Source organism: Kitasatospora cinereorecta, from assembly GCF_024172095.1.
GTDB lineage: Bacteria > Actinomycetota > Actinomycetes > Streptomycetales > Streptomycetaceae > Kitasatospora > Kitasatospora cinereorecta.
Window position 1 is genome coordinate 1,126,419 of the sequence record NZ_JAMZDX010000002.1, and the last position, 25,169, is coordinate 1,151,587.

Below are 25,169 nucleotides of genomic sequence, written 5' to 3' on the forward strand. Positions count from 1 at the left end.
CCACCAGCCCGTCAATAAAGTGAGGCCTGCCCGTCGACGGCCCGGCTTGGCCGGGGGAGCACCACGGTGCCGGTTAGCGCTTCGCGCACTCGCACTGCGAGCGAGGTGTTGCGGCGGTCCGCGGGCTGACTGATCGCCCTCTCGAGTGCGTTCGGGTCGCCGACGAGGACGAGCATCTGCTTGGCGCGGGTGACGGCGGTATAGAGCAGGTTGCGCCGCAGCAGGAGGTAGGAGGGGCCGGACATGGTCAGGGGGACGACGACCATCGGATACTCGCTGCCCTGAGCGCGGTGCACGGTGATGGCATAGGCGTGGAACAGTTCGTCGAGCTCGTCCCAGGCGTAGACCACCTCAGTGCCGTCATCGTCGGTGCGCATCCGCAGCTGGCGCTCCTTGGCGTCGATTTCGGTGACCTTGCCGGTGGTGCCGTTGACGACGCCCTTGCGGGGGTCGTTGCGCACCGCGATGACTCGGTCGCCGCGACGGTACGGCCGGCCGTCGGCGAAGTGCTGCGGGGTGTTGTCGCGGTGGGGGTTGACCTTGGCCTGGATGGCGAGGCCGAGGTCGTGGGTGCCGAGCGGGCCCTTGGTGCCGGGCGCGAGGACCTGGATGTCGCAGGTATTGAGGCCGTACCGCTCGGGCAAGCGGCGGGTGACGATGTCGACGACGGTGTCCTGGATCTCCTGTGGCTCCGGCAGGGTTCCGTCCTCGGGCCGGCGGACGTCGATGAACCAGAAGTCGGCGCCGTTGCGGATGGACCGGCCGTGGTTGATCTCGCGGGCATTGGTGACGATCGCGCTGTCCTGGCTCTGCCGGAAGATATCGACCAGTTCGGTACGGGGAAGCTCGTCGACAGCGAGCAGGTCCCTCAGGACCTGGCCCGGCCCGACGCTCGGCAGCTGATGAACGTCGCCGACGAGCAGCAGATGCACCCCGGGTGCGAGCTTGCCCAGGAGCCGGTCCAGGAGCGGCAGGTCCAGCATGGACGCCTCGTCGATCACGATGAGGTCCGCATCCAGCGGATCGTTGGCCTCGAACAGGCTCACCGGGGTGCTCTCGTCCTCGCGCCGACCTTTGATCAGCCGGTGCACCGTGGTGGCGCTGCGCCCGGTGAGCTCGGCGAGGCGCTTGGCGGCCCGCCCCGTCGGTGCGGCCAGCGCGACGCGGCCGCTGGCTGCCTCCACGAGGTCGACGATCGTCCGGACAGTAAACGACTTGCCGCAGCCCGGTCCTCCGGTCAGGACCGACACCGGCTCGGTGAGTGCCATTCGCACCGCGGCTTTCTGGGCCGGTGCGAGTTCGACAGCGCCGTCCAGCACCTCCAGCGGCCCGTTGCGCCGCGCGCCGAGTGTGGCCAGACGGGTCCCGGTCGCGCGCAGGCGGGCGACGCGGCTGGCCACGCTGCTCTCCGCGGCGTGCAGGCGCGGTGTGAAGACTGCGGGGAGCAGCCGACCCGTCCCGTTGGGGATGTCCTGAGCGATGACGCGCTGGTCGGCGACGAGGGAGGCGAGTTCGGCCGGAAGCAGGTCGGCGAGGGACTCGTCCTCGCCCAGATTCTTGATCGTTTTGCGGTACAGCTGCTTCTCCCACAGGAAGCAGTGCCCGCCGGCGTTCTCCAGGCTGTGCAGCATCGCGGCCTGCAGACGCTGCGGACTGCGTTCGGGCAGGCCCAGCCAGAGGGCGAGCCTGTCGGCGGTGACGAACCCGATCCCGTACACCTCGGTGAGCCGGTACGGGGTCGCCTGGACGATCTCCAGGACGTCGGTGACCTCTTGGGCCTCCTGCAGGTCGATGCGGAAGTGCCGGACGATGCGCGGGGCGTGGGTCGCGCTGATTCCCGCGCTTTGCAGGAGGACCATGAGCTGGCGGATTTCCTGGTGGGCCTGCCAGGCGGCGACGATCTCCCGGTACCGGCTGGGCCCGATGAGATGGACCTCCAGCAGCCGCTCGGGGGCCGTGTCGATGATCTGCAGGGTGTCCAGCTTGAACTCGTCGACGATCGCGTCGGCGAGCTTGGGGCCGATCCCGCGCACCAGCCCGGAGGCCAGGTAGGTGCGGATGGCGTGGATCGTGGCCGGCTCGACGTACTGGCAGCCGCTCGCCCGGAACTCGCGGCCGTAGGATGGGTGCACCGCGAAGCTGCCGGTCAGCCGCAGGGTCTCGCCCGGGTGCACTCCGTGCAGGGCCTCACCCTTGGCGGTCAGGCTCTCTCCGCCCTCCAGGCCCAGTCGCACCGCGGTGAACCCGCCGCCTCCGACGTACAGGATCCGCTCGACACTGCCGTCGATCGTCTCCAGGCGCTGCTCTTCCACTCTCGGCTTCCCGTCCCCTCGTCCCGCCGACGCCGCGCGCCAGCCATGTTCGTGTCAGCGGCGCGCCGCCGCCGTGCGGCTTGCTCGTCAGCGAGCACAGTCCGGGCCCGGTCGAGGGAGGCGAGTGCGGTCCATCCCCCGATCGAGACTTTCGGGTCCTCGGTGAACCGCCGTGGAACGACCTTGCCAGCGAGCACCCAGGCGACGAAGTCCTCCAGGGTGACACCCCCGACCTGGTTCCAACACGCCAGCGGGAGACCGCGAGCAGGGTCGGGCGTTTGCCCGACAAGCCGCCACAGACCGGCGGCGATCAACCACCTCCCGCCCTGCGGTCCGGGCGGCTGCATTCCGACAGCGGGCTCCACCGCGAGCCATCGCTCACCGGTACCGAGAGCAACCCAGCATCCCACCACCTCGTCGGCGGCCACCCGCGCGTTCCGCTGCTGCATCTTCTGGGCCGTGATCGACGCGAGCTGCACCTCCCAGCCGACCCGACGGCCGTCCGGTGCCGTGGCGAGCACGTCTGTGCGCCATCCTCGCCCGGCCGCTTCCAGCTCGGCGTGGCCTCCGGCTACGCTCAGCAGCGCGGCGATCTCCAGCTTCAGCAGGTGGTGCTCGATCGTCTGCTCGGCGAGATTGCAGCGTTTGTCGCCAAGGTCGCGAGCGAAGTAGCGCAGTCGCCGTGGAGGCGGAGGGACCTTTGCGGGCATTCCATGCCCGCAGTCCGGGCATCCGAGCGGCACCCGCGGCCGGACCCGGTGGATCGCCGCCCACGACCACCCGAACCCGAGCACCCGATCGGTCGCGTCCAGGAGAACGCGCTCAGCGTGGACCGCAGTGAACGACATCGCCTCTGCCCCACCCGGTCCGCAGCCGTCAGCGGCGGACCTGGCGGCCCAAGCCGAGCCCCACCGGGCGGCCGCGGTTCTCGGCATCCGCCTGCGCCAGCACGCCGGTCATCACGAGGGCCTGTACGACCGGTGCCCACTGGCCGAGCAGGCCCATCACGTCCGGCAGCGTCGCGGCGTACGCCCACTCCGACTCGAAGACACCTTCCAGGTCAACAAGGAACCGCGGTTCGCTGACACGCCGGTACACCCGGAGCTTCAGGGGCACCCACGACTCGGTGTCGTCCTCCGGGGTCCCGCACCACAAGTGGAAGCCGGCCTCGCGCATGGCGGCCTCCCAGTCCTCCGCGGCCGCGGCGAGGGACATGACGGGGTCCTGGTGTAGGGGCTCCCACCGCCCGTCCTCAAGGACCCGCGCCTGGGGCACCTCTTCGACGAGGTGGCCGGTAGAGCCATCGACTGCGACGGTCGCCATCCCACGCTCCTGATCGAGCGGCAGTCTCGCTGCCACGGTCGGCTGGCTCCACCGTCCAGCACTATTTGGACAACCCTCGCACAGCCCCGAACCCGGATACGGCCGAATTCATCCGGACGGTGGAACTGGAGCAGTCACGACCATATCCCCGCGCGGCGCGTGCCCTGACCCGCTGGACAGTCCGTCACACACCGCAGCCGGCAGCGGAGGCGTTGCCCGCTCCCGGAGGACGCCCGGGAAGCACCACCGTGCTGCGGGTGAGAAGGAGCAATAGTCAAGATCTCGGGCCGAGGTGACGTGGCGGTCCCGCCGTTCCCGGCGCGTTGGATGCGTGTGCTAGCCAGGGGAGTCGCGCTCTGGAGGCCGCCACGCTGGGGCGCCCAACAAGGCCGATCCTTATGCTGACGGTCGTGCAGGTACTCGGTATGAGCAGTGAGGACGAGATGGTCGCCTGCTTCTTGGGTGGCGAGCTGTCCAGCCGGAGGTTAGCGCTCGGCGGGCTCGAGCAAGCGGACGTCCACTGCCTGGCCCCGGGTCGCTCCGCCGGTACCGACGGCCAGGTCGGGCCGCGCCGGGTCGGCGACGACCAGCGGTCGGTGGATCCCTGTCGTAGCGCTTGAGTGTCGGCTTCCATGGATGGCTGGTCGCTCCGTTCGGGCAAGTCAGTTTGCCTTTTCACCAGTTGGGGATGAAGTCTTCCTTGTTGAACCTCGGGTGGGCGTGGGAGGTCGGGGCGAGTCGGACCGGGCCGATGAGGTCGATCCCGCGGTCGGTCCTGGCCCCGTGGATGGTGCCCGGGGTGACGTATCCGCCGTCGACCAGGTGCTCGGCCAGGGCGAGGCCGCCTCGGTGGACTGGCCGAGCTGGGCACTGGTCCGGTCGGCACCAGCTCGACGAAGACTTCGCCACCTCTCTGCACTTCCTGGCGACCCAGGACGAGGCGCAAGACGGCAGGTGCCCGTTGGGAATGGGAAACAACCGAGCCCTCTCGCTCAGGAGCGAAGAGGGCTCGGCTGTTCCCGCCGGCTACCTCTCGATGAAGGTCTTGGGCCGTGGCACGTCGACGCAGTACGTTTCGCCGTTGTAGCGGAAGCAGTACTGCCGCGTCGGCGGAAGCGACTGCGGCCCCTCGGAGTGCAGCGCTTCAGCTTTGGGTCCTGCTCCACCTCGACTTACCTCAATGCCGACCTCGCCAAGCCGCTGCTGCAGCTGGCTAAAGGTCAGGGAGCTGTTGCGGTGGGTGGCTGCGAGCTGGCTTGCTAGTGCGGCCGCGGCCAGCACCGTGGTTCCCTCTACCTCGGGAGAGGGATCCCCACCATGGATCGCCTTCCACAGCGCGATGATCCAGGCAACGTCGAGCTCGTGCAGGTACAACTCTCTGGTCTGTGCCATGGACCACATATAGGCCCGTCGGGCTGGCGATCCATGCCGACGCACACGAACGAGGGAACATACGCCCCACTTGGGCGAGGCTACGCGCCCGCTGGGAGCCGCCCCTCCGGGCAGCAGTCACCGCCTTGGCAGCCGCCAGCCACCCTCACCCTTGGCCACCGACGCCCGCTCCTTCGGCCTCAACGTCGCCAAGGTCCTCAAGCTCCTCGGCCTCGCCACCGGCCACCGACACGCCGTCCAGAAACGGGCCCGTCATCGTCGGCAACCCCTGGTATCGGTCGATGTCCGACCCATCGCCGAGGGCCGCACCCCCGTCAGCCCCCGCTCCGGCGTCGCCGGCGCCACGCCGTCGAGATCGCCCGCTACGACGACCAACTCCACGAGTACTGGATCACCAACAGCTGGGGCACCGCCTGGGGCGACAACGGCCGCGGCTACCTCACCAGCACCGACGTCGCCTGGCTCCTCGCCCAGCACGGCGACGTCACCACCCCCGACTTCACCACCGCCTGACCCCAGAAGGGACCCCACCCACCATGCGCGCACCCATCGAAGCCAAGGTCAAGGCCGCCAGCTTCGCCGCCGGCCCCCTCACAGCCCTCCTCAACGACGTCCAGACCGACAACACCCTCCTCAACCCCCTCCCCACCTGGACCCAGGCCATCGCCATCCCCCTGATCCCGCCCGCCCTCACCTTCCTCGCCGGCTACCGGCGCCCGCCACACCCACCGCGACGACCCCGCCGCCCACGCCGCCGCCGACACCGCGGCCCACTGATGAACCGCTGCGCCGACCACCCGGCTGCGCCCGACCGGTCGGCGCAGCACCCGCACAGACCCCGGAGAGGGGGTGAGCAGAATGTCGGACAGCGACCTGACGGTGGGTGAGCTCGGACGGATGGTCGGTGCGCTTCGCGAGGACTTCGAGAAGTTCGTGGAGGGCGTCTACGCGCGCCTGGACCGGGTCGTGTCCACCGAGGTCTACGCGATCCAGACCGCACACGTTGACCAGCGGCTCAACGACCTCGCCCGGGACATCTCGGTGGCCCAGCGCGATGCGCAGACCGCCCTCGCCTCGCTGGAGGCGTACAAGCTGGCCGAGGTGAGCCGCCGCGAACGCGAGCGCCAGACCCGCCTCGCGCAGCTGGTCCTCCCCGTGCTCCTTGCGGTGTTCTCGGCCGCTGTCTCTGTGGTCACCGCGGTCGTCTCGCTTCACTGAACCCGCTCTGGGGTTGGGCGGTCGGTCGTTGGGAGGGGCATCCAGTGGCCGTTGTGTTCAGCCAGCGTCGTCGGCAGGATGGGCACGGAACGGACCGGCACGGGGGAACTGGTCTCTCGCTGCCGCTGCATGCCCGAGAGGACCAGCATGAAGATCCGCACGTTCGCCTCCGCAGCCACCGCATTAGGGCTGACCGTTGCCCTCGGCCTGACAGAGGCTGCGAGCGCCCAGGCCGTCACCACCAGCGTCCGGCCCGCAGCCTGCAACCGGATCGAGGTCGGCGACTCCATGCCCTACACCGTCCCGGGCTTCGATGTCGTCGGTACTGTCTCGCAGCAGTACGACTCCTGCAGCGGTAACACCATCGCGCACTGGGACTGGAACCTCATGGCCAGCACGGTGCCTGGCTTCTACAACCTGAAGGTCACGCTCGGCCTCGGCTCGATGGGCTTCTACGGAGGAGTACCGGACTGGGACTGGACGAACACGAAGACCTTCAGCCAGACACCGGGCGGCGGCTTCGACTACGCCCTGCGGCACGGAGCTGCCAGCCCCGACTCCTGGCGCGCCGGAGCCATCATCGACAACAGCGGCTGCGCCGCCTGGACCTCACAGCACTGGTACGCCAACGGCTCGGAGACCGCGGGCCCGTACGCCGGCTGCGGCGACACCCAGAACCTGACTCAGATCCCGTGGACCCGACCCTACTGACGCTGTGGTTTTCGCCGCTGCTGTCTGCGAAGCGCCCCGCCCGGCTCAGCCGGACGGGGCGGTTTCGCCGTGGGGGGCGTCGGAGAAGGTTGTCACCTGTCAGCCGTGCATCAAGGTCCTGGCATCGGTGTTCGATCCGCACAGGACCACGCACACCGTCTCGCCGCTGCCGGGCCGGTAGCTGCGGGCGGCGGCCGCCGTGCGGGTCGGCAGGTCCCGGCCCTCCTGGTGCCGGTCGGCGGCGGTGAGGGCGGCGAGGGCCGTGGCCGCGCCGTGCTCGACGGCCAGGCGGCGGTGGTCCCACAGGGCCTGCCGGGCGCGAACGATGTCCTCGTCGGTGACGAGAACGGAGTGCACGTCGCCCTGCTGGGCGGCCGCGAGGGCCATGGCGGAGGTCCGGCGGGCGCCGAGGGAGTCCGCTGCGACGGAGTCGACCGTCACGTCGACCAGGCGGCCGGCCTCGATCGCGGCGTTCAGCGCCCGGCAGTTCTCCGGCTCGACCGCCACCGTGCGGATGCCGTGGTGCTCCGCGGCGGTGGCGATGCCCGTGAACAGGCCGCCGCCGCCGACCGCGACGACGACGGTGTCCAGGCCGGGGATCTGCTGGCGGATCTCCTCCAGCAGGGTGCCAGCCCCGGCGGCGATCAGCGGGTGGTCGTAGGCGTGGGAGGCGAGCGCGCCGGTGGCCGCCGCGAACTCCTCGCACGCAGCGAGCGCCTCCGCGTACTCCAAGCCGACGAGGCGGACATCCGCACCGAAGCCGCGCAGCTTGGCCACCTTCACCGCCGGGGCCGTCGCCGGCAGGAACACCGTGGCGCGCACGCCCTGCTGCTGCGCGGCCCAGGCGCACGCCAGGCCGGCGTTGCCACCGGACGCGATCGTCACCCCGGACGCCGGAAGGGTGCCCGCGTCGCGGTGCGCCTCGAGGAAGTTCCGGGCGCCGCGGGCCTTGAACGAGCCGGTGTGCTGCATGAACTCCAGGGCCAGCCACACCTCGCACGGCTGATCGACCCGGTCGTCGAGCGGGTCGCGGTGGCCGGTACGGATCGCACCCGGGTCGACCGGGGCCATGGTGACCGGGCGCACGCGCCCGGCGATCCGGTCGGCGGCTGCCTTGATGTCCCCGTAGGTGAGGGTGTGCATGGTGCTGCTCCAGCGGTTGGGGGTCACGACCAGGCGACGAGCTGGCCGGTGGTGGTCAGGCCGAGGAAGAACGCGAACGCGATCCGGCGGCCGCCCCGGTTCGGCGCGACCGCGTGGTAGTTGGCGGGGTTGAACAGCAGCCCGTCGCCGAGCTGCGGGGTCAGGCTGACGCTCTGGAACCGCTCCACCGCCTCCGGGCGGTAGCCGTAGGCGTCGCGCGCCTGCTCGTCGGCCGGCTCCCAGCGGTGGCGCCACACCGTCGTCGCGCCGCCGCCCTCGGGGACCGCGACCCACACGTTGAACGCCAGCTGCGCGATGACCTCCTGGTCGAACGCGCCGGTGGGGAACTCGCGGTTGATGTCGTCGTAGTGCACCAGGGCACCCGCGTTGATCTCGCGCAGCGTGCCGCCGAACACCGCCCGGCCGGCGATGGTGGCGGGGGTGACGGCGGCGCCCCACGCGGAGCCCAGCCGGGCGAGGGAGAGCGCGATCGGGTCCTGACGCAGCCCGGCCCGCTGCCACGCGGCACGGGCGGCCTCGGCGTCGTGCCAGTAGCGCCCGTCCAGGCCGCCGTTCGCGGTGCGGTAGTCGTTGAGGGCCGGGCCGAACCGCACGATCGGGGTCGGGACCCGGGCGGGGTCGTAGTCCGCGGTGGGGAGCCGGTCCACGGCGGCGAGCGCGGCCGCGCACACCGCCGGGTCGAGGAAGCCCGGCACGCGGACGGCGGCCAGGGTGCCGGCCGCGAGCGTGGCCAGGTGACGGTCGGTGAAGCGCGGTGCGTCGGCGGCGTGGAACAGCGGGTCGAGCGCCGTGGTGCCTGGCATGTCGCCTCCGTAAGGATGCATGAGCCTACCGTGACGGTACGCCGTACCGTACGCTGTTCCGCATGCCAAGGCAATCCGCTTCCCTCGACCTCGCCACCCCCGAACACATCGCCGAACAAGCACTCCTGATCGTCGATCAGGACGGCCACAGCGCACTCAGCTTCCGCACCCTCGCCGCCGCCCTGAACATCTCCGTCGCCTCACTCCAGCGCCGCTGCACCGACCTCGCCGGCCTCCTCGACCTGGTCACCGACCACCTCGCCGCCCGCCTGCCCGACATCGACCCCCACACCGACTGGGCCACCGCCACCGAAGCCCGCTTCACCGCCCTCTACCGCCTCCTCACCGACCACCCCGGCCTCGTCGCCCTCCGCGGCGCCCGCCCCTGGCTCGGCGAGAACCTCCTGCGCCGCCTCGTCGAACCCCAGCTCGCCCACTCCATCGACGCCGGCCTCACCCCCGACGACGCGGCCGCCACCTACCGACGCCTCTACCTGCTCACCCTCGGCAGCGCCAGCTTCGTCGACCACCACGACCCCAAGGCCGCCCAGACCACCACCCGCCGCGCCCTCGCCGCCCTCGACCCCGACGAGTTCCCCACCCTCACCGGCCACATGACCGCCGTCCTGAAGGCCGTCGTCGACCACGACGTCTACTACGGAGCCCTCCGCCAGCTCATTCAGGCCGCCGACCCAGCGAACGCCCGCCCGTGACCACCCCGGCCCCCACCCCGGCCGCCTGGCTCGCCCAGGCCGCCACCGACCCACAGGCCGTCCTGCAGCGGCGGGAGTCCAGCCCCACCCAGGTCGTCGCCCTGCCCGCCGGCACCGCCTGGGACCTCGTCGCCACGCGCCTCGACCTCGCCGAACGCGTCCTCGACGTCCTCAACCCGCCCCGCAGACCAGGCGCCCCCGTCCTCGTCGACGCCTGCGCACAGCTCGCCTACTTCCTCATCCCGCCCGGCCGACGCTGGACCTCAGAGATCGGCGGAGCCCGACACCTCGGCCCCGGCAACTGGCTCCCCGTGCCCCACCCGGACGAGCAGAGCAGCCCCTACGCCCGCTGGCTCATCCCCCCGGACGGCACCGGCACCCTCCACCAGATCAACCGGCTGCGCACCGCACTCGCCTACGCCTTCCCCCTGTACGTCCAGGAGATCGAGGCCGAGATCGCGCCCACCCAGCGGCTCATCGCCGCCCTCGACAGCACCTGGTGACAGCGCAGCCCCGCGCGGCGGCTACCGGGTGGGCAGGCGGTAGACCATCCCCGAGCGGTCCCCGCGCACCACGGTCCGCTCCACATGCACCGGGCGCCCGTCCTCGCTGGAGTACACCCGGGTCACCTGCAGCACCGGAGAGCCGGCCCGGGTGACGAAATGCTGCCCCTCCTCGGGCGACGCCGGCCGCGCGGCCAGCATGTCGACCGCGGTCAGCGGCCCGACGCCGAGACTCGCCATCCGCGCCTCCACCGACTGCCCCGCGAGCGGACCCTCCTCCGGCAGCATCACCGGCGAACCGTCCACCAGCTCCCGCGGCTCCCAGCACGTCGACAACCGCGTCGTCCGCCCCGCCACCCGATGCAGGTACTGCGTCTCCACCAGCCGCGCACCCGGCTCGACCCTCAGCAGCTGCGCGATCTCCGGCTCCGCCGACACCGACCGCGTCCGTGACGACCACTCACCGACCGGCCCCGCCTGCTCCTCCTGCGCCCGCAGAGGCAGTGCCACCGGCGCGGCGGCCGGGCCGGTGCGCTCGACCTGGCGCAGCTTCGCCGGGACGCGCACCACCATGCGGGCGCCGGGCCGGCTGTCGAGGAGCTGCTCGGTGACGAGGATGCCGCGGGCGGCGGCCATCGTGCTGGAGGCCGCCCCGTACTCCTTGCACAGCTCGCGGTGGCTCGGCAGCTGCTCCCCGGGCTTCCACTCACCGGCCAGGATGCGGCGCCGCAGATCTGCGGCGATCTCCACGTAGGAGCTCGACCTGCCAGCCGAGCGCTGTACCTGCTGCAAGACATGCTCCCTCGCTGACCGATAGTCCGGCCTTCACTGGCTCTGACGTGGAGAATAGACCGTTCTGGATCAGATTACAGAAAGTGTTCGCAGGCGGGCGGCGATCTACTCGGGGCTCCACTCCAGGTCGAGCTTGGCCTGGACCTCGGCGCGGTGGTGGGCCAAGTCGGCGTCGTAGATGCCCTGGTCGTGGGCGAGGGTGTTGCGCCGGAGGTCGCGACTGACGGTCGACGCGGCTCGGCCCAGGTGTTCGGCGATCTCCCGTATGCCCAGGTCGCGTTCGCGAAGTGTCGCAAATCTGGGCGCCGACCCGCTGCTCCCGGCGCCGCGGTCTCTGGTTGTCCGCCCACGGACCTCGCCGCCTTCTTGCCCGCGCGAGGGCCGCAGCGAGGACTACGAGACTTGAGAGCTGACCGCTCTACCGGGGGTTGGTGACCGATCCGGCGGCGCCTGTGGACGAAGGTGTCGTGCCGGTGAGGTGGGCGTAGACGACGGTGTTGTCCTGGTATCCGCCGTGTGCGCGGTCGTACGGCCAGGCGCAGGTGATCAGGCGCAGTTCCGGTCGGCCGGTGGGCTGGTACACGTGGTCGGTGGGAAAGGCGGATTTGGGGTAGTTCTGCACCTCGTCGATGGAGAAGATTGCGGTGCTGCCGTCGCCGCGCTGGACGATGGTGGTCTGGCCGGGCGTGAGGGTTGACAGGCGGTAGAAGGCGGCGGTGCCCTGGCGGGTGTCGAGGTGGCCGACGATCACGGCGGTTCCCGTCTCGCCCGGTGTGGTGCCGTCGGCGTACCAGCCGGCGAGGTTGCGGTCGTCCGATGCGGGTGGGGGCAGCGTTCCGGTGGCGTCCAGGTGCAGCGGTACCAGGGGGGTGTTCACTGACAGGGCGGGGATACGGATCCGGACCGGTTCGGCGCGCGGCGTGGGCGTCGGTTTTGAGGCCAGCATGGCGGTTGGGCGGGCTGCCGTGTGGTCAGTGGCGGGACGCGCCGGTGGAGGAGTGTTGGCGTCCGAGGCCATGGACCAGGAGCTGGCCGCGAGCAGTCCGGCCACCACCATCAGCACTCCGGGAATGAACACCGAGCCCGGCCGAGGTGCTCGGCCGGGCGTCGTACGCGATACCTCTGTGGGCACCCGGTTCTCCGTCTATCGCCGGATCGGGCCGATCCGAGTGGGGTGGCCCGGCGGGCGGATCACGGTGGACCCGCCGCCAGGCCCGGGAGCGTCAGCGCTGCTGATCCGCGCTCAGACGGCGGCGGACAACCAGGGCGCCTGCCGCAGTGACGACCGCCGCACCGCCGAGGCCAGCCGCGAGGAGCCGTGTGTCCGCCGGCCCGCTGCCGGCAGCGACCGCGCCTGCGGGAACCTGGGCAACAGCCGCCGCGGCGCCACCGGCGGCAGGTGCTGTCGTGGTGGCCGCCGTACCTGCGGCAGCGGCCGCGGCCGGGCTGCTCGCCGCCGCGTGCGGCAGGTCCTCGCAGGCAATGCCGTCGTGGTCGGCGTCCAGGTTGTTCGGATCCGACGGGTCGGCGTTGAGAACAGCCTGCGCTTCCTCCTGGGTGGCGAAGTTCGCGCAGTCGAGATCGCCTGTTTGGGCGTGCGATATGCCAGTGAGCGGAAGGCTGGCGACGAACGCCAGAGCGGCGATCGATGTCGCGTCGCGGAGACGCATGGAACCTCCAGTAGCCAGGTGTGTCCCCGTCGCTACTCAAGGTATGAACGGTTCAACCATCCGCCACCCGGGCGGTAGCGGCGGCGGCCTCCAGGTGGCCCCGCTGCGCGTGGCAGACGCCCTGGTCGGTGGGTTGTGGAGCGGAAATGGCCCACTAGTCCGGTCGTGTACCTACCGGACTGGTCGTGACGGGTGGCCCGGGGTGGCCGCGCAGTCTGTCCACGAGTGCGCCGAGCGCTGGCGAGGCGGTGCGCTCGAGGACACGCTCGGGTGAGTGCGGTGGGCGTGGCGGTGAGACCTGCCGGCAAGGTCACCGGCCGCGTGGGGCTGGCCGCGATTCCCTGGCTGTGCTCACTCGCTGTTAACCGAGCGAGTCAGGAGCCGGATGTGGCCAGCGTGTGTGCGCGGCCTGAGCAGCGCACCACGGGGCGAGCTTTGCCGCCGTGCATCCGCGGTCCCAGCCTGATTACGTTGGCTGCCGCTCGCGGCGACCCTGGCCGAGCGCGACGACTACATCGGCGTCCCGACCTGGTTCGGCTGGGAGCTCGGCTGGCAGCACGAAGGGATGAGGAGCCGAACCCCGAGCTCCGCCCACCCCGCCCTGACGGCTGGTCATGGACCGTGCTTCCTGGCCCCCTTCGGATGATCAGGACGGCGCGGCCGTCACCTCGCCCGCGCCCTCGCGGTTGGGACCAGTGTCGTCCCCGCCGTGTCAGGAGAAACCTCGTGCGCATCCGCCCCTTCCTGTCCGTGGCCGTTGCCGCCGCGGCAGCCATGGTCCTTGCCGTCCCCGCCGGCGCCGCGGCGCCGGCGACTCCCTTCAGTGGACACCGGGCGGCGGGGGAGGTGGTCGCCACGACGCTGTACGACGCGATCGACGCGCTGCCGGTCGCGGACGAGGACCGGACCGGGTACGTGCGCACCGCGTTCCGGCACTGGATCGACGCCGACCGGGACGGGTGCGACACCCGCAAGGAGGTGCTGATCGCCGAGGCGGTCGAGGCGCCGGAGGTCGGACCGAAATGCCCGCTGACCGGCGGAGTGTGGCTGTCCCCATACGACGACCTGGTGCTGGAGGACGCTCGGCTCCTGGACGTCGACCACGTCGTACCGCTCGCCGAGGCATGGGACTCCGGAGCCTCGAACTGGAGTGCGAAGGAGCGCGAGGCGTACGCCAACGACCTGGACGAGCCCCGCGCGCTGATCGCGGTCTCCGCCAGGTCGAACAGGGCGAAGGCCGACAAGGACGTGGCCGACTGGCTGCCGCCCGCGACCGGCTACCGCTGCACCTACCTCACCGACTGGACCGCGGTGAAGACCCGCTGGGGCCTGGCCGTGGACCAGCGCGAGGCGGACACCCTCCACCAGCTCGCCGCCGACTGCCCCAATGAGCCCCTCACCGTCGCCCTCGCCCGATGACCCCGGCGGCGGACGTGAGTGGCGACTGCCCGGCCACGGCCACCGTCCAGCTCGACGGCGTGCCCTGCACGGCCGTCTGCAACCTGCCGGCCGACCGCCCCGGCACAGGGCACGAGGACCTGATCCTCGGTGCCTGGACCGAGCCGCCGGGCGAGCACCGGCCGCGCGAGCACGGGTGACGTGCCCGCCGGGTTCGCCGGACAGGTGAGGGCCGGCCCCGCCGAGGCCGCGGCTACTCAGAGGGGTGACGGATTCATCGGTTCGCTCTCGCCCCTGAGGGGCGGGGTGTTTGAAGCGGGCATGACCGGACCAGGATCTTTCTGCCCCGACGTCTTGTTTCGAGCAGGCGTGGGGCTCCACGCGGTGCACGACGTCGTGGACCGCGTGACTGCGGCCCTGAGGGCTCGTCAGTTTCGGTGCGGTGTCGGGGATCGGCCGGGCGGCCGCGATCCCCGGGCCCGGTGTGTCTGGCGGCGCTGCGCCAGTGGCCACGCAGTGATCGCGCCGTCCGCGGCCGCTGACGGAGGCCGCCTGTCTGAACCACGAGTGACTCAGGAAAGGAACAACAGTGTGACTGGCTCGGCCATGTACCACTTCTATGCGGTTCAGGACGGTTCGACCCCCTCGTTCCAGGACGACGGGGAGACGTTCGCACTGTCGGTGATCGACCCGGTGGCCGGTGAGCTGGTCGGTACCGCGCGGGTGCCGGGCCAGGACCCCGGGGAGATGGTCGCGCATCCCGACGGCAGCCGCCTCTACATCCCCGCCAGGACCGCCTACCGCGACTTCGCGATCATCGTCGTCGCCACCGAGTCGATGGACGTCACGGCCAAGATCGACATGCCGAACGCGGCAGCGGACCTGGCCGTCTGCGCCGACGGCAGTCGCCTGTTCGCCGCGACCGGCGGTTTCGGCGGGGCCGGCACGGTGGCCGAGATCGACACGGTCGCGAACAAGGTCGTCCGCACCATCGACGGCGTCACCGACGACCTCGGGCACCTGGCGGTCAGCGCGGACGGCCTGCGCCTGTACGGCGGGCTCTCCCGGGACCGGAACCTGGAGGTGCGCCCGACGCTCCTGGCCGAGGGCACGGTGGGCGACGCGGTGGACTTCAGTGGGCAGGCCTACGGCCCGAGCGGCGTCAAGCTGCTGCCCAGCCCGGACGGCACCCGCCTGCACGCCCTCCACGGCTACACGGGGAAGCTCGTCGCCCTCGACCCCCTCACACTCGCCGTCACGGCCCGCTACGACGGCGGGGGCCGGCCCCGCGACATCGCCCTGTCCACCGACGGGCAACACCTGTACGTCGTGTGCGCCGAAGGCGAGGGCAGGATCCTGCAGCCCGCAACCCTCAAGGAAACGGGGCGGTTCCCCGCCAACGGGAACACGATCAGCGCGGTGTCCGACGGCACACTCTGCGTCCTCGAAGACCCGATGACCTGTGTGCTGCTCCGCCGCGCAGACCCGAAGCAACGGCGGGAGATCAGGCTCCCCGAGATCACGGCGAACGTGGTGGCGGCGGCGCCGACCGCGTGGCGGCCGCCGCCCCCACCGCTGGCGCCCTCCTACCCCGCCCGCTTCAAGCGGGGCGCATTCCACTACAGCTACAGTCGCGGTTACCTCATGGCTGGCAGCTATCACCAGGCCGGCGAGGGCGTGCCGCTTCCTGCCGCACCGGAGGTCGTCAAGGGCCGCTATGACAGTGCCGGCGGCAGCACACCGTGGACCCCCTGCATCTGGCCGTTCGGCTCCTACAAGCACTTCTACAAGGTCCCCGACTGGTCCGACGACGCTTATGTCGACGAGGACGACATCGAGTCCACCTAGAGATCGTCTTCAAAGGTCAGATCCAGAGCAGGATCGAGGCGATGGTGACGGCGGCCAGGTAGGACTCGCGGGTCTTGTCGTAGCGGGTGGCCAGGCCACGCCACTGCTTGAGCCGGTTGAAGCATCGTTCGACGACGTTGCGGAGCTTGTAGGCCTGCCGGTCGAAGCCGGTCGGCTGGCCGCCGCGAGAGCCCCGGTTCAGACGGTTCAGTACCTGGTCGGCGCGTTCGGGGATGGTGTGTCGGATGCCGCGTCTGCGCAGGTAGGTGCGGATCTTCCGGGAGCTGTAGCCCTTGTCGGCGATGACGTGGTCGGGTCGGGTTCGTGGCCGGCCCGGCCCGACGCGGGGGACACGAATGTCGGCCATCACGGCCTCGAAGCGGGTGCAGTCGTTGCGGTTGCCGCCGGTCAGGACGAAGCCGAGCGGGCGTCCGCGTCCGTCGCAGGCCAGGTGGACCTAATGGGAACCGAAGCCGGCGGATCGTAGACCCGTCGGCTTGTCTTGGGTGGTGATCAGTCGGCACCCGGTCAGAGCCACAAGATGGACCATGGCGGCCCACGGCACGCCTTCACCAAGAGCTGGCCTCCGGGTGCCGGCCGATCACCACCCAAGGCTGCGGTTGACCGAATACTTGTGGTCCGAGCCCTCCGCAGGGTGCACCTCTCACCTCACCGGGACGCCTCCGAGCTCCTGCACAGACTGAGGCCCCTGCGGTCAGCTGGGGTCACGAACGACCAATCGGATGACGGGCCCGGAGCCCTTCCATTAGGGAGTCGCGTGCCTCCGCACCGGGCCTTGACCAGCGGATACGCACATCGGACGAAGGGATGTGAGAGCGCCCATGAGGGTGTTCTGCGGGGTCGACTGGGCCAGTGACCATCACGACGTCGCCGTGGTCGACGGCGACGGCAAGCTCCTCGGGCGGGCGCGGATCGGCGACGACGCGGCCGGCCTGCAGCAGCTGTTCGACCTCCTGGCCGAGCACGGTGACAGCCCCGATGACCGAATACCGGTGGCGATCGAGACCTCCCGCGGCCTGCTGGTGGCCTGTCTGCGGGCGACCGGCCGCCCGGTCTACGCGGTCAACCCGATGGCCGCGGCCCGCTACCGCGAGCGGCATAGCGTGTCGCGCAAGAAGTCCGACCACCTCGACGCGATGGTGCTGGCGAACATCCTGCGCACCGACGCCGACGCGCACCGCCAGCTGCCGGCCGACAGCGAACTCGCTCAGGCCGTCGCCGTCCTGGCCCGCGCCCAGCAAGACGCCGTCTGGGACCGCAACCAGGCCGGCAACAAGCTCCGCTCCCACTTGCGCGAATACTTCCCCGGCTACCTCGCCGCCGTCGAGTCCCTCAAGGGCGGTCTCACCTCGCAGTTGGCCCGCACCCTGCTGGCCGCCGCACCAACCCCGGAGCAGGCCGCCCGGCTCACCCGCACCCAGCTGAGGGCCGTGCTCAAGCGGGCCGGCCGCCAGCGCGGGATCGACGATGAGGTTGAGCGTCTGCACGCCGCTCTGCGGGTCCCGCAGATGCGCCACCTTCCGCTGGTCGAGAGGGCGATGGGGCGCCAGGCCGCGGCGCTGCTGGGCAAGTTCGAGGCGGCCTGCACCGCCGCGGACGAGCTCGCTGAGGCATCGGTCGAGCTGTTCGAGCAGCACCCTGACGCGGCGATCATAACCAGCTTCCCGGGCCTGGCGGCCCTGAGCGGCGCCCGGGTGCTGGCCGAGATCGGCGACGACCGCACCCGCTTCGCCGACGCCAAAGCACTGAAGGCCTACGCCGGATCAGCGCCCGTCACCCGGGCCTCCGGCAAGAGCCGCACCGTCATGGTCCGCCGGGTCAAGAACCAGCGCCTGGCCGCAGTCGGCTACGTCTGGGCCTTCGCCTCCTTGCGGGCGTCACCCGGCGCCAGGGCCCACTACGACCGACGACGCGATGCCGGCGACCGCCACACCTCTGCCCAGCGCAACCTCTACAACCGCTTCCTGGGCTGCCTCCACCACTGCCTCACCACCGGCACGACCTACAGCGAGAGCACCGCCTTCCCCGCCCCGCCGAAGATCGAACTGGCCATCGCGGCTTGACCCTTAACGTCATCGGATGTCTTGGTGCTCAGTCCGCCACGGGATCGGCGAAGGGCGTGATCACCCGCTTCGTCCCGGTCGACTGCCCCTTTTTTGCCGCCCGCGGCGTGCTGGTGGGCCCGCACGATCGTGGAGTCGATCGACACCAGCCAGTTGATGTCCCCGGTCGCGTCCTTTTCCGCCTGGACCTGCCGCAGCATGCGCGAGAACGTGCCGTCCAGCGCCCACCTGCGGAAACGTGTGTACAGGGTCTGCCAGGACCCGTACCGCTCGGGTACGTCGCGCCAGACCGACCCGGTACGCAGCTTCCACACGATGCCGTTCAGCACCACCCGGTCATCGCTGCGTGGCCGACCCGCGGTTCCCGAACTCGGCAGGAACCGCGAGAGCACAGCCCACTCGGCATCGGAAAGCTCATGACGGCGTATCACGCCCGACATGATCTCTCATCACTTGATCATCTTTGAAGACGGACCCTAGGACCTGCCCGCAACACCGACTCCTCTTCAGCCCCGTCCACCCGCACGGTGCCCGCTCGCCCGCGAGCGGGTACCGGACCGGAGCGGTGGGCCGGCCAGGCCGCGTGGGCAGAGCCTCAAGCCCAAGGGAGGACTGTCACAGGTCGGCCTCGGCGTCCTCGTGCGCTCGACCGACGGCGGATCCTCCGCGACCCAGGTCATGCTGCTCATCGCCGAGACCGCCCTGTTCGTCTTCCTCGGTGACCTGGTGAGCCGCTACCGCCAGGTCTGACCAGGAGCGTTGCTGGCGCCAGCACCCCGCCCCGCCGACCGGCTCGTCCGGCGGCTCCGGGACCGCCCGGATCCGCTCCGGGTCGAAGACGAACCAGCCCCACGCCGTGTCCTCGCCCCACCGCACGTGCGCCACCCACACCCGGCTCCGGCCGACTTGCGCCACACGGTCAGGATCCCGGTCCGCCACCGGCCGCCGACCCGGATGTGCACCGCCCGCCACGTCCGGTCCTTCCGCAACGGCCCGGAACCCTCCAGGAGAGCCTGCGGGGCGCGCTCGGCATCGCCCGGCTGCGCCGCGGGCTGGGAGGGGCGGCCGACCTGTCTCACCGAACTTTGACCGCACGACGTTCGGCTCGTCCCTCGGCGGTTCAGCGGTACGGCTGCTGGCCGTGGCAATGGACCGCCGGCGTGGCTCCATCAGACCGTGAGCTGATGGACCTGTCCGGGGTCGAGGTGCAACTCGTACGGTGTCGAGCAATCGCTGATCTCCGTGCCCACCGGGGAACCGCATGGGCACCGGCGGATCATCCCGCCCCGGCCCGACAGGCCGCAGCAGCCGACATCGTCGAAGCTCGGGGCGCGGACCGGCTCCAGGCCCGGCGCATCGCCAGGATGAAGAACAACCGTCCATCGCGGTCCTGCAGATACCAGGAAGTCGTCACCGTCTGGATCACAAACGCACGGGGCTCCCGGGAAGATTGCCACCGGGTCTTCGCACGGCACGAACGGTGCGCCCCAAGGCTCCGGTTCCACCGCGAAGGACCCCCGTGGCACGGTGGCGGATGCCGTCCGCGTCCCACTGTCTGTTGGATAGCCCTGGTCCATCGGACGGGCGGGGATCTCAGCCAACTCGGTCAACGGCCCCGTGATCGCAGAACCACAGGCCGCACACGCGAACAACATCACCCGCAGTTCCTAACACCCCCCGAGAAACCCGCCAACCCAATTGGTCTCCGACCAGGGCATTCAGGCTCAGCAGACCGGGCCGGAGCATCATCTCTGGACCTGGTGGTCAAACTTCGATTGCCGAGCTGATCCGCTCCCGCGTCGTGCGCACCGGCAACCACCGCTTCGCGATCCTGGTCGAGGAGTCCGTCCTCTACTACCGCCTCGGCACCGTCGAGACGATGGCCGAGCAGCTGGAGCACCTGCGGGACGCCATGGCGCTGCCAGCCGTCTTACTCGGCGTCATCCCGTTCACGCCGCAGCGCACCATGTGGCCGATGGAGACGTTCAACATCTTCGACGACGCCGAAGCCGGGGTGGAGCTGCTGTCCGCCCAGGTGACCGTCACCGCGCCCGGGCAGGTCAGCGACCCACCCTGTCAGATCGGGTTACACCGTTGATCAGGCTCTGTCCCGTAATCGGTGGTAACGAAGGGTGACGGTTCTCGTTGGCATGGCATGCGTGATGTCAACGAGCTTGTGAGTGTGGTCTTTTCGGGACTGTCGGCCCTCGTCGTCGAGGGTGTGGTGGACGAGGGCGAGGCCATCCGGGTGTCCGCACGGACCCGGGACGAACCGGTGCCGTGCCCGATGTGCGGGCAGCTGACGGGACAGGTGCATGCCTTCCACGGGCGGGTGGTGGCGGATGTGCCAGTGGACGAGCGTCGGGTCGTGGCGTCGGTGCGGGTCCGGCGGATGGTCTGCCCGGTCCTGGGCTGCCCGCGGCAGACGTTCCGCGAACAGGTCCCCGGCCTGATCGAACGCTACCAGCGGCGCACGCGCCGTCTCGCCGACCAACTCGGTGAGATCGTCAAGGAGTTAGCGGGCCGGGCGGGCGCCCGCCTCTCCGGCGCACTGGCCTGCGCGATCTCCCGCTCGACCGCCCTGCGCGTGCTCATGCGCCAGCCGGTGCCGCGGCTGCGCGTCCCGCGCGTGCTCGGTGTCGACGACTTCGCCCTGCGCCGGCGTCAGCGTTATGCCACTGTGCTCATCGACGCCGAGACCGGCGAGCGGATCGACGTCCTGCCCGACCGCACCACCCAGACCCTGGTCGCGTGGCTGCGCGAGCACCCCGGGGCCGAGTATGTCTGCCGCGACGGCTCCGGCTCCTACGGCGAGGCGATCCGCCAGGCCCTCCCGGAAGCAGTGCAGGTCAGCGACAGGTGGCACCTGTGGTCCAACCTGTGCGGCAAGGTCCTGGCCGAGATCCGCTCCCACGCCGCCTGCTGGGCCACCGCCGTGAACCCCGCCCGGTCCGGAGGCGTACGCGAGCAAACCACCCGCGAACGCTGGCAGCAGGTCCACAAGCTGCTCGGCCAAGGCGTCGGGCTGCTCGAATGCGCCCGCCGCCTCGACGTCGCGCTGAACACCGTCAAGCGGTACGCCCGCATGAAAGAGCCCACCGCAGAGCGCCGGGCACCCCGCTACAAGCCCACGCTGGTCGATCCCTACCGCGACTACCTGCGCCGACGCAGGGCCGAGGACCCCGCGGTGCCCGTCACCCACCTCCTGCGCGAGATCAAGGAGCTCGGTTACACCGGCAGCGCGAACCTCCTGGTCCGCTACATCACCCAGGGCCGCGCCGACGGCGACAAGCCCGTCACCACCCCACGACGCTTCGCCCGCCTCCTCCTGACCCGTCCCGAGAACCTGCGCGACAAGGACACCACCCTCCTGAGGGAACTCACCCAAAGCTGTCCAGAGCTGAGCGAACTCGCCCTTCTCGCCCGAAAGTTCGCGCAACTGCTGACGCCGGCCGAGGGCAACGACGCCAAGCTCACCGACTGGATCACGTCAGTTCGCTCCGTCGACCTGCCCCACCTGCACTCCTTCGCGAACGGCCTGGAACTCGACCGGGCCGCCGTCGACGCCGGACTCACCCTCCCGTTCCACAACGGCCGCACCGAAGGAGTCAACACGCGAACCAAACGGATCATGAGGCAGATGCACGGCCGAGCCGGGTTCCCCATGCTCCGCCACCGCATCCTCCTCCGATGATCACCACAGAGCGCTACCACCGATTACGGGACAGAGCCGTTGATCAGACACTCCCTCGGGCCGGGTTTGACCGAGCATCGCAGATGGTCAGGCTGAGGGCTCGGATGCTCCACGGCGTTTGGATCGCCGGCGGAGGACGGCGGCAGCGGCAAGTGCTGCGGCGGTGCCTGCGGCGATCGCGGCGGTGACCAGGCCGGCGCCCAGGAGGTGGGCGGTTGGCGCCTGCGGGGCGTCGGTTGTGGTGGGGGCGGACGTGGTGGGGGCGGACGCTGGCGGTGGAGGAGCTGGCGGGGTGATGCTGGCTGAGGCGGTGCTTGTGACGGTGGAGGCGTCTGTTCCCGGCGGGGTGGTGGCCGGGCTTGCGGAGGATGGGGCCGGGGCGGACGGAGGGGCGGTGGGGGACGGAGTGGGAGAGGCTTTCGCGGGGGTGACCTCGAAGGGAGCGACGGTGTTGTCCTGGCCTGCATTCAGAGTGCAGGGGACGTTGACCCGGCCGGGCCCGGCCAGGTTGCCGTCGGCGTCCTTGGGTACGAGGTGGAGGGTGAAGTTGCCGACGGTCACGCGTCCGGTTCCGGGGCGGGTGAAGGCGAGCCGAGGCGCGTTGCCGGTGGCGGGGATTTCGAAGGCGCCTGAGGCGGGGACGGCGGTGCGGGTGATGGTGAGGTGGACGGGGACGGCGGTCTCGTCCTGCGGGGCGAGGACGCGGGTTTCGGCGTCGACCGAGCCTTCGATGGTGCGTACCCCGAGGACGTAGCGCAGGCCGAGGGTGAAGGAGGCCTCGACGGTGGCGGCCGCCTGGATGGCGAAGGCCGGGCTGGACTCGCCGGCCGGCAGGGTGGCCGGGATGTCGGCGGAGATCCTGGCGGTGATGGCCTGTCCGCCGATGGTCGGGAAGACGCAGGTGTAGTGGAGGGTGGAGGCGGCGGGCCGGGCGGCCGCGGGGGCGGTGGCGAGGGTGCTGACGAGGGCGGTGGCGGTCGCGGCAACGGCCGCGCGCCGGGTGCGCCTGCTTGGGTGGTGCGTACGGGATTCGGCGCTCATCGTGCCCCTTCCGTCGAGTGGTCGTGTCGGCGCTGTAGGCGACCGTGGCGCTGCTGGTGGCTGCGGCTCAGGTGGCTCTGGATCCAGGCGTGGCGGAACTGGTAGACCGCGCCGACCTGGCGGAGCACGCCGCGCTGGTGGGCGTCGTCCAGGAAGGCGATCAGTGCCCAGGGCAGTTGGCCCGTGAGCGGCAGCCAGATGCGGGCCAGTGCTACCCACTGGCCCCAGGCGGTCAGGCTGAGTCCGTAGCTGAGCCCGGCGCCGAACGCGGCCTCCAGTCCGAACACGAGGCCGACCTCGAAGCCGCGCAGCGGCCCGTACACGATGCCGTTGAGCAGGCCGACGCCGATGCCGAGGACGAGTGCCCAGGTGAGTAGGTGGTAGGCGACGTTGCGGCGGTCGATGTGCAGGTCGGCGGGGCTGACGACGGATTCGGTGCGGACCGGGGCCTCGAACAGGGCGATCAGGCCGAAGACCAGCCCGGTCGCGAGGGCGATCGGCGGAATGAACAGCAGACCGGCGGCGGCCCCGGCGCCCTGTCCGTCGGCGAGTCCGATCGGGGCGATCAGGCCTTCGTCGACCAGGATGAGCAGCGCCATTCCGGCTGCTCCACCGCACAGGCCGATCAGGAACCGGGTGCGGGCGTTGCGGCGGGTTGTCGGGGTGCCGGTGCTGAGTCGCATGCGGACCGGCGAGGGTCTGAGGGCGGCGCGGGCGGAGGCGTGCCAGTAGACGAGTCCGAAGAGCGTGCCGGCGGCGAGGCCGTGCAGGACGCCGACCAGCAGGCCGCGGACGACGGCGAACCGGAGGCTGTGCGTGGTGGCGACCAGGTCGACGGGGAGGTTGCCGATCGCGGTGGTGACGCCGAAGGCGATGCCAGCCAGGACGGCGATGATCACGGTGCGGGAGAGGCGGCTCATGCCGGTGCCGACCTCCCACCAGGTGAGGTCCTGTCGTTCGCGGCCGAGCCGGGTCAGGTGGTCGGCGAGGTGGCCGAGCCAGCGTTCGGCGCGTTCCGCGTCCCACGATCCGGGTCGGCGGTGGGCGGTGTCGAGTCGTTCGGTGGGACGGGGGCGGTAGACGGCGGGGACGAACCCGGCCAGGAGGTGCTCCTCGATCGCCTCGGGGTCGGGGAAGCGGGCGGTGTCCAGGAGTTCGCCCGGCCGCCGTTCGGGGTGGTCGCTGTACATGGTGCGGGCGAGGGCGATCATCAGCGGGGTGCGGAGCGCGGCGGCGAGGTTGGCGTGGCCGGCGCTCTCTGCCGTCCGGGCGGGGTCGAGGGCGGCCTCCCAGGTCGCGCCGTGCTCGTCGGTGTCGGCGGGCCCGGGGAAGGACGGGTCGGTCCGGGGCAGGTAGCCGCGAAGGTCGTCGAGGTCGAGGTCGCGCAGTTCGAGGACGGCGGCGGCGGCCAGGGGGGCGTGGGCCGTCCGGACGGCTGCGGTGAACTCGGCGTGCCGGCTGGTCAGGACGAGCGGCAGCCGGGAGAGGTTGAGTGCTTCGAGGGCCGGGGCGCGCAGGTCTTCGGCGAGTTCGTCGAATCCGTCGAGGACGGGGAGGACGAGGTCGTCGTCGAGAAGGTCCGCGGCCAGTGTTTTGCCGCTGGGGACCCGGCGGGCCAGGTGCGGGTAGTCGCGCAGCAGTCGGGCGATCAACCAGTCGCGCAGGGCCACGGTGGTCGGGTCCCAGGCGCCGAGGCTGAAGATCACCGGCACCCGTTCGTTACGGGTGCGGGCGTCCAGCAGGTCGAGGGCGAACCGGACCGCCAGGATCGACTTGCCCGATCCGGCCCGGCCGAGGACCACCAGCCGGCCCGACGGCACGCGCCGGTAAATCACGGCGACCCGCCGCAGGTCGCCGCTGAGGTCCGGTTCGGTGCGGGCCTCCCCGGGGTCCAGTAGGAGGGCGTTCGCCGACTGGTCGGCAACCCCCGCCGACACCTGCTGCCAGCGCACCGGCAGTGCGTACGGGTGGTGCACCCGGTGCTGGGCCTCCTCGCGGCGCCAGCGCTGCCGGCTCTCGCGGGCCAACTCCTCGGCGGCGTCGGCGAGTGGGCCGTGGTCCCGGGACGGCGGCGGTGGTTCCGGTGGAGGCACCGGGGCTTCCGGGACGGTGCCGCCGCCGAGGGCGCTCAGCTGGCGCCGGTCCCCGGGGCTGGCGTTGAGCGCGTCCGCGATGCGGTTGATGGTGCCGAGCCGGTGGTCGAAGGATCGGTCGGTCTCGATCCGGCGGACGGTGCTCTCGCCGAGCCCGGCCCGCTCGGCGAGCTCGAACTGCGTCAGACCGGCCTGCTTCCGCAACTGGCGTACCAGTGCTCCGAGCGTCTCCGCCACGACCCGCCCTTCTCTCGGGGATTCGAATACAGAGGCGAGCGTACATCTGACGACCGGTCATATATGACCGGCGCGGTGACCTGTGTGTTTGCCTGACGCGACGCCAGCATCGGCGGTGCGGACAACGGTTCCGCGGCCCCCGGCGCACCCCGTTGCGTGGGTGGGGCCGCCCT

The 25,169-nt window shown here is 71.0% G+C and carries 25 protein-coding genes and 1 pseudogene; 11 read left to right on the forward strand and 15 right to left on the reverse strand.

The window, feature by feature from the left end; translation table 11 throughout:
* Window positions 1-11: 11 nt before the first annotated feature.
* The 5 genes from recD2 to FHR36_RS12025 all read right to left on the reverse strand — a co-directional run bounded on the left by recD2 (window position 12) and on the right by FHR36_RS12025 (window position 5,027).
* Window positions 12-2,312 carry an SF1B family DNA helicase RecD2 gene (gene recD2 / locus FHR36_RS12005; RefSeq protein WP_253796267.1) on the reverse strand — a complete coding sequence of 767 codons (2,301 nt, stop codon included), beginning with the start codon at window positions 2,310-2,312 and terminating at the stop codon, window positions 12-14.
* Window positions 2,201-3,160, reverse strand: coding sequence for a competence protein CoiA family protein (locus FHR36_RS12010; RefSeq protein ID WP_253796269.1), 960 nt, complete (start codon window positions 3,158-3,160; stop codon window positions 2,201-2,203). The genes recD2 and FHR36_RS12010 overlap by 112 nt, the downstream gene beginning before the upstream one ends.
* 28 nt (window positions 3,161-3,188) lie before the next feature.
* Window positions 3,189-3,527, reverse strand: coding sequence for a hypothetical protein (locus tag FHR36_RS12015; protein ID WP_253796270.1), 339 nt, complete (start codon window positions 3,525-3,527; stop codon window positions 3,189-3,191).
* Between the two features lie 783 nt (window positions 3,528-4,310).
* Window positions 4,311-4,544 (reverse strand): hypothetical protein, encoded by a 234-nt coding sequence (locus FHR36_RS12020; RefSeq protein WP_253796271.1) that lies wholly within the window; start codon window positions 4,542-4,544, stop codon window positions 4,311-4,313.
* 117 nt (window positions 4,545-4,661) lie between these two features.
* Entirely contained in the window at window positions 4,662-5,027 is a 366-nt protein-coding gene (locus FHR36_RS12025) for a hypothetical protein (protein ID WP_253796273.1), read from the reverse strand.
* 33 nt (window positions 5,028-5,060) lie between these two features.
* On the opposite strand from FHR36_RS12025, the gene FHR36_RS40280 reads away from it, so the two are divergent.
* The 3 genes from FHR36_RS40280 to FHR36_RS12035 all read left to right on the forward strand — a co-directional run bounded on the left by FHR36_RS40280 (window position 5,061) and on the right by FHR36_RS12035 (window position 6,956).
* Entirely contained in the window at window positions 5,061-5,540 is a 480-nt protein-coding gene (locus tag FHR36_RS40280) for a C1 family peptidase (RefSeq protein WP_407660816.1), read from the forward strand.
* A 345-nt stretch (window positions 5,541-5,885) separates the two neighbouring features.
* A complete protein-coding gene (locus FHR36_RS12030) occupies window positions 5,886-6,245 on the forward strand; it encodes a hypothetical protein (RefSeq protein ID WP_253796274.1) in 360 nt (119 codons plus the stop codon).
* A gap of 147 nt (window positions 6,246-6,392) precedes the next feature.
* Entirely contained in the window at window positions 6,393-6,956 is a 564-nt protein-coding gene (locus FHR36_RS12035; protein ID WP_253796276.1) for a hypothetical protein, read from the forward strand.
* Window positions 6,957-7,055: 99 nt separating this feature from the next.
* Here FHR36_RS12035 and FHR36_RS12040 read toward each other — a convergent pair whose 3' ends face one another.
* Window positions 7,056-8,099: a threonine/serine dehydratase gene (locus FHR36_RS12040; RefSeq protein ID WP_253796763.1), complete on the reverse strand. Its 1,044-nt coding sequence runs from the start codon at window positions 8,097-8,099 to the stop codon at window positions 7,056-7,058.
* A 23-nt stretch (window positions 8,100-8,122) separates the two neighbouring features.
* On the reverse strand, window positions 8,123-8,923 hold the full coding sequence (locus tag FHR36_RS12045) for a 2OG-Fe(II)-dependent halogenase WelO5 family protein (RefSeq protein ID WP_253796278.1): 801 nt from the start codon (window positions 8,921-8,923) through the stop codon (window positions 8,123-8,125).
* Between the two features lie 62 nt (window positions 8,924-8,985).
* Here FHR36_RS12045 and FHR36_RS12050 point away from each other — a divergent pair, with 62 nt between their 5' ends.
* Both FHR36_RS12050 and FHR36_RS12055 read left to right on the forward strand, forming a co-directional pair.
* Entirely contained in the window at window positions 8,986-9,636 is a 651-nt protein-coding gene (locus tag FHR36_RS12050; protein WP_253796279.1) for a TetR/AcrR family transcriptional regulator C-terminal domain-containing protein, read from the forward strand.
* Window positions 9,633-10,139, forward strand: coding sequence for a hypothetical protein (locus tag FHR36_RS12055; protein WP_253796281.1), 507 nt, complete (start codon window positions 9,633-9,635; stop codon window positions 10,137-10,139). Before FHR36_RS12050 ends, FHR36_RS12055 begins: the two co-directional genes overlap by 4 nt.
* Before the next feature lie 21 nt (window positions 10,140-10,160).
* Here FHR36_RS12055 and FHR36_RS12060 read toward each other — a convergent pair whose 3' ends face one another.
* From FHR36_RS12060 to FHR36_RS12070, 4 genes are all read right to left on the reverse strand, one after another.
* Entirely contained in the window at window positions 10,161-10,931 is a 771-nt protein-coding gene (locus tag FHR36_RS12060) for a GntR family transcriptional regulator (RefSeq protein ID WP_253796282.1), read from the reverse strand.
* Window positions 10,932-11,036: 105 nt separating this feature from the next.
* Window positions 11,037-11,318 carry a helix-turn-helix domain-containing protein gene (locus FHR36_RS40285; protein WP_407660827.1) on the reverse strand — a complete coding sequence of 94 codons (282 nt, stop codon included), beginning with the start codon at window positions 11,316-11,318 and terminating at the stop codon, window positions 11,037-11,039.
* Window positions 11,319-11,349: 31 nt separating this feature from the next.
* Entirely contained in the window at window positions 11,350-11,988 is a 639-nt protein-coding gene (locus FHR36_RS12065; RefSeq protein ID WP_308199327.1) for a class F sortase, read from the reverse strand.
* Between the two features lie 166 nt (window positions 11,989-12,154).
* Window positions 12,155-12,601, reverse strand: coding sequence for an excalibur calcium-binding domain-containing protein (locus tag FHR36_RS12070; protein ID WP_253796286.1), 447 nt, complete (start codon window positions 12,599-12,601; stop codon window positions 12,155-12,157).
* A gap of 726 nt (window positions 12,602-13,327) precedes the next feature.
* Here FHR36_RS12070 and FHR36_RS12075 point away from each other — a divergent pair.
* The 3 genes from FHR36_RS12075 (at window position 13,328) to FHR36_RS12085 (ending at window position 15,847) form a co-directional block, all read left to right on the forward strand.
* Window positions 13,328-14,020, forward strand: a complete 693-nt coding sequence (locus tag FHR36_RS12075) for an HNH endonuclease family protein (RefSeq protein ID WP_253796289.1) — start codon at window positions 13,328-13,330, stop codon at window positions 14,018-14,020.
* Window positions 14,017-14,199, forward strand: coding sequence for a hypothetical protein (locus tag FHR36_RS12080; RefSeq protein ID WP_253796291.1), 183 nt, complete (start codon window positions 14,017-14,019; stop codon window positions 14,197-14,199). The genes FHR36_RS12075 and FHR36_RS12080 overlap by 4 nt, the downstream gene beginning before the upstream one ends.
* Before the next feature lie 391 nt (window positions 14,200-14,590).
* On the forward strand, window positions 14,591-15,847 hold the full coding sequence (locus FHR36_RS12085; protein WP_253796294.1) for a YncE family protein: 1,257 nt from the start codon (window positions 14,591-14,593) through the stop codon (window positions 15,845-15,847).
* 16 nt (window positions 15,848-15,863) lie between these two features.
* On the opposite strand, the pseudogene FHR36_RS12090 reads toward FHR36_RS12085, so the two are convergent.
* Window positions 15,864-16,304 (reverse strand): annotated as a pseudogene (locus FHR36_RS12090) (IS5 family transposase); the annotation flags it as partial.
* 385 nt (window positions 16,305-16,689) lie between these two features.
* Here FHR36_RS12090 and FHR36_RS12095 point away from each other — a divergent pair.
* Entirely contained in the window at window positions 16,690-17,931 is a 1,242-nt protein-coding gene (locus FHR36_RS12095; RefSeq protein ID WP_253796296.1) for an IS110 family RNA-guided transposase, read from the forward strand.
* Here FHR36_RS12095 and FHR36_RS12100 read toward each other — a convergent pair.
* Window positions 17,871-18,371, reverse strand: coding sequence for an IS5 family transposase (locus FHR36_RS12100; protein WP_407660817.1), 501 nt, complete (start codon window positions 18,369-18,371; stop codon window positions 17,871-17,873). The two genes, FHR36_RS12095 and FHR36_RS12100, sit on opposite strands and share 61 nt — an antisense overlap.
* A gap of 1,361 nt (window positions 18,372-19,732) precedes the next feature.
* Here FHR36_RS12100 and FHR36_RS12105 point away from each other — a divergent pair.
* Complete coding sequence (locus FHR36_RS12105; protein WP_253796298.1) at window positions 19,733-20,029, forward strand: Scr1 family TA system antitoxin-like transcriptional regulator; 297 nt, start codon at window positions 19,733-19,735, stop codon at window positions 20,027-20,029.
* Between the two features lie 57 nt (window positions 20,030-20,086).
* Window positions 20,087-21,625 carry an ISL3 family transposase gene (locus FHR36_RS12110; protein WP_253796764.1) on the forward strand — a complete coding sequence of 513 codons (1,539 nt, stop codon included), beginning with the start codon at window positions 20,087-20,089 and terminating at the stop codon, window positions 21,623-21,625.
* A gap of 87 nt (window positions 21,626-21,712) precedes the next feature.
* On the opposite strand, the gene FHR36_RS12115 is transcribed toward FHR36_RS12110, so the two are convergent.
* Both FHR36_RS12115 and FHR36_RS12120 read right to left on the reverse strand, forming a co-directional pair.
* Complete coding sequence (locus tag FHR36_RS12115) at window positions 21,713-22,666, reverse strand: DUF6801 domain-containing protein (protein WP_253796299.1); 954 nt, start codon at window positions 22,664-22,666, stop codon at window positions 21,713-21,715.
* Window positions 22,663-24,996 (reverse strand): helix-turn-helix domain-containing protein, encoded by a 2,334-nt coding sequence (locus FHR36_RS12120; RefSeq protein WP_253796300.1) that lies wholly within the window; start codon window positions 24,994-24,996, stop codon window positions 22,663-22,665. The genes FHR36_RS12115 and FHR36_RS12120 overlap by 4 nt, the downstream gene beginning before the upstream one ends.
* Window positions 24,997-25,169: the final 173 nt, after the last annotated feature.

Bases quoted from the DNA above. Each gene is read 5' to 3' on its own strand.
- FHR36_RS12040 (WP_253796763.1), bottom strand. From the start codon at position 8,099: ATGCACACCCTCACCTACGGGGACATCAAGGCAGCCGCCGACCGGATC.
- FHR36_RS12070 (WP_253796286.1), bottom strand. From the start codon at position 12,601: ATGCGTCTCCGCGACGCGACATCGATCGCCGCTCTGGCGTTCGTCGCC.
- FHR36_RS12050 (WP_253796279.1), top strand. From the start codon at position 8,986: ATGCCAAGGCAATCCGCTTCCCTCGACCTCGCCACCCCCGAACACATC.
- FHR36_RS12095 (WP_253796296.1), top strand. From the start codon at position 16,690: ATGAGGGTGTTCTGCGGGGTCGACTGGGCCAGTGACCATCACGACGTC.
- FHR36_RS12030 (WP_253796274.1), top strand. From the start codon at position 5,886: ATGTCGGACAGCGACCTGACGGTGGGTGAGCTCGGACGGATGGTCGGT.
- FHR36_RS12115 (WP_253796299.1), bottom strand. From the start codon at position 22,666: ATGAGCGCCGAATCCCGTACGCACCACCCAAGCAGGCGCACCCGGCGC.
- FHR36_RS12045 (WP_253796278.1), bottom strand. From the start codon at position 8,923: ATGCCAGGCACCACGGCGCTCGACCCGCTGTTCCACGCCGCCGACGCA.
- FHR36_RS12100 (WP_407660817.1), bottom strand. From the start codon at position 18,371: ATGTCGGGCGTGATACGCCGTCATGAGCTTTCCGATGCCGAGTGGGCT.
- FHR36_RS40280 (WP_407660816.1), top strand. From the start codon at position 5,061: ATGCCGACGCACACGAACGAGGGAACATACGCCCCACTTGGGCGAGGC.
- FHR36_RS12110 (WP_253796764.1), top strand. From the start codon at position 20,087: ATGCGTGATGTCAACGAGCTTGTGAGTGTGGTCTTTTCGGGACTGTCG.
- FHR36_RS12010 (WP_253796269.1), bottom strand. From the start codon at position 3,160: ATGTCGTTCACTGCGGTCCACGCTGAGCGCGTTCTCCTGGACGCGACC.
- FHR36_RS12065 (WP_308199327.1), bottom strand. From the start codon at position 11,988: ATGGTGGTGGCCGGACTGCTCGCGGCCAGCTCCTGGTCCATGGCCTCG.
- FHR36_RS12035 (WP_253796276.1), top strand. From the start codon at position 6,393: ATGAAGATCCGCACGTTCGCCTCCGCAGCCACCGCATTAGGGCTGACC.
- FHR36_RS12015 (WP_253796270.1), bottom strand. From the start codon at position 3,527: ATGTCCCTCGCCGCGGCCGCGGAGGACTGGGAGGCCGCCATGCGCGAG.
- FHR36_RS12080 (WP_253796291.1), top strand. From the start codon at position 14,017: ATGACCCCGGCGGCGGACGTGAGTGGCGACTGCCCGGCCACGGCCACC.
- FHR36_RS12025 (WP_253796273.1), bottom strand. From the start codon at position 5,027: ATGGCACAGACCAGAGAGTTGTACCTGCACGAGCTCGACGTTGCCTGG.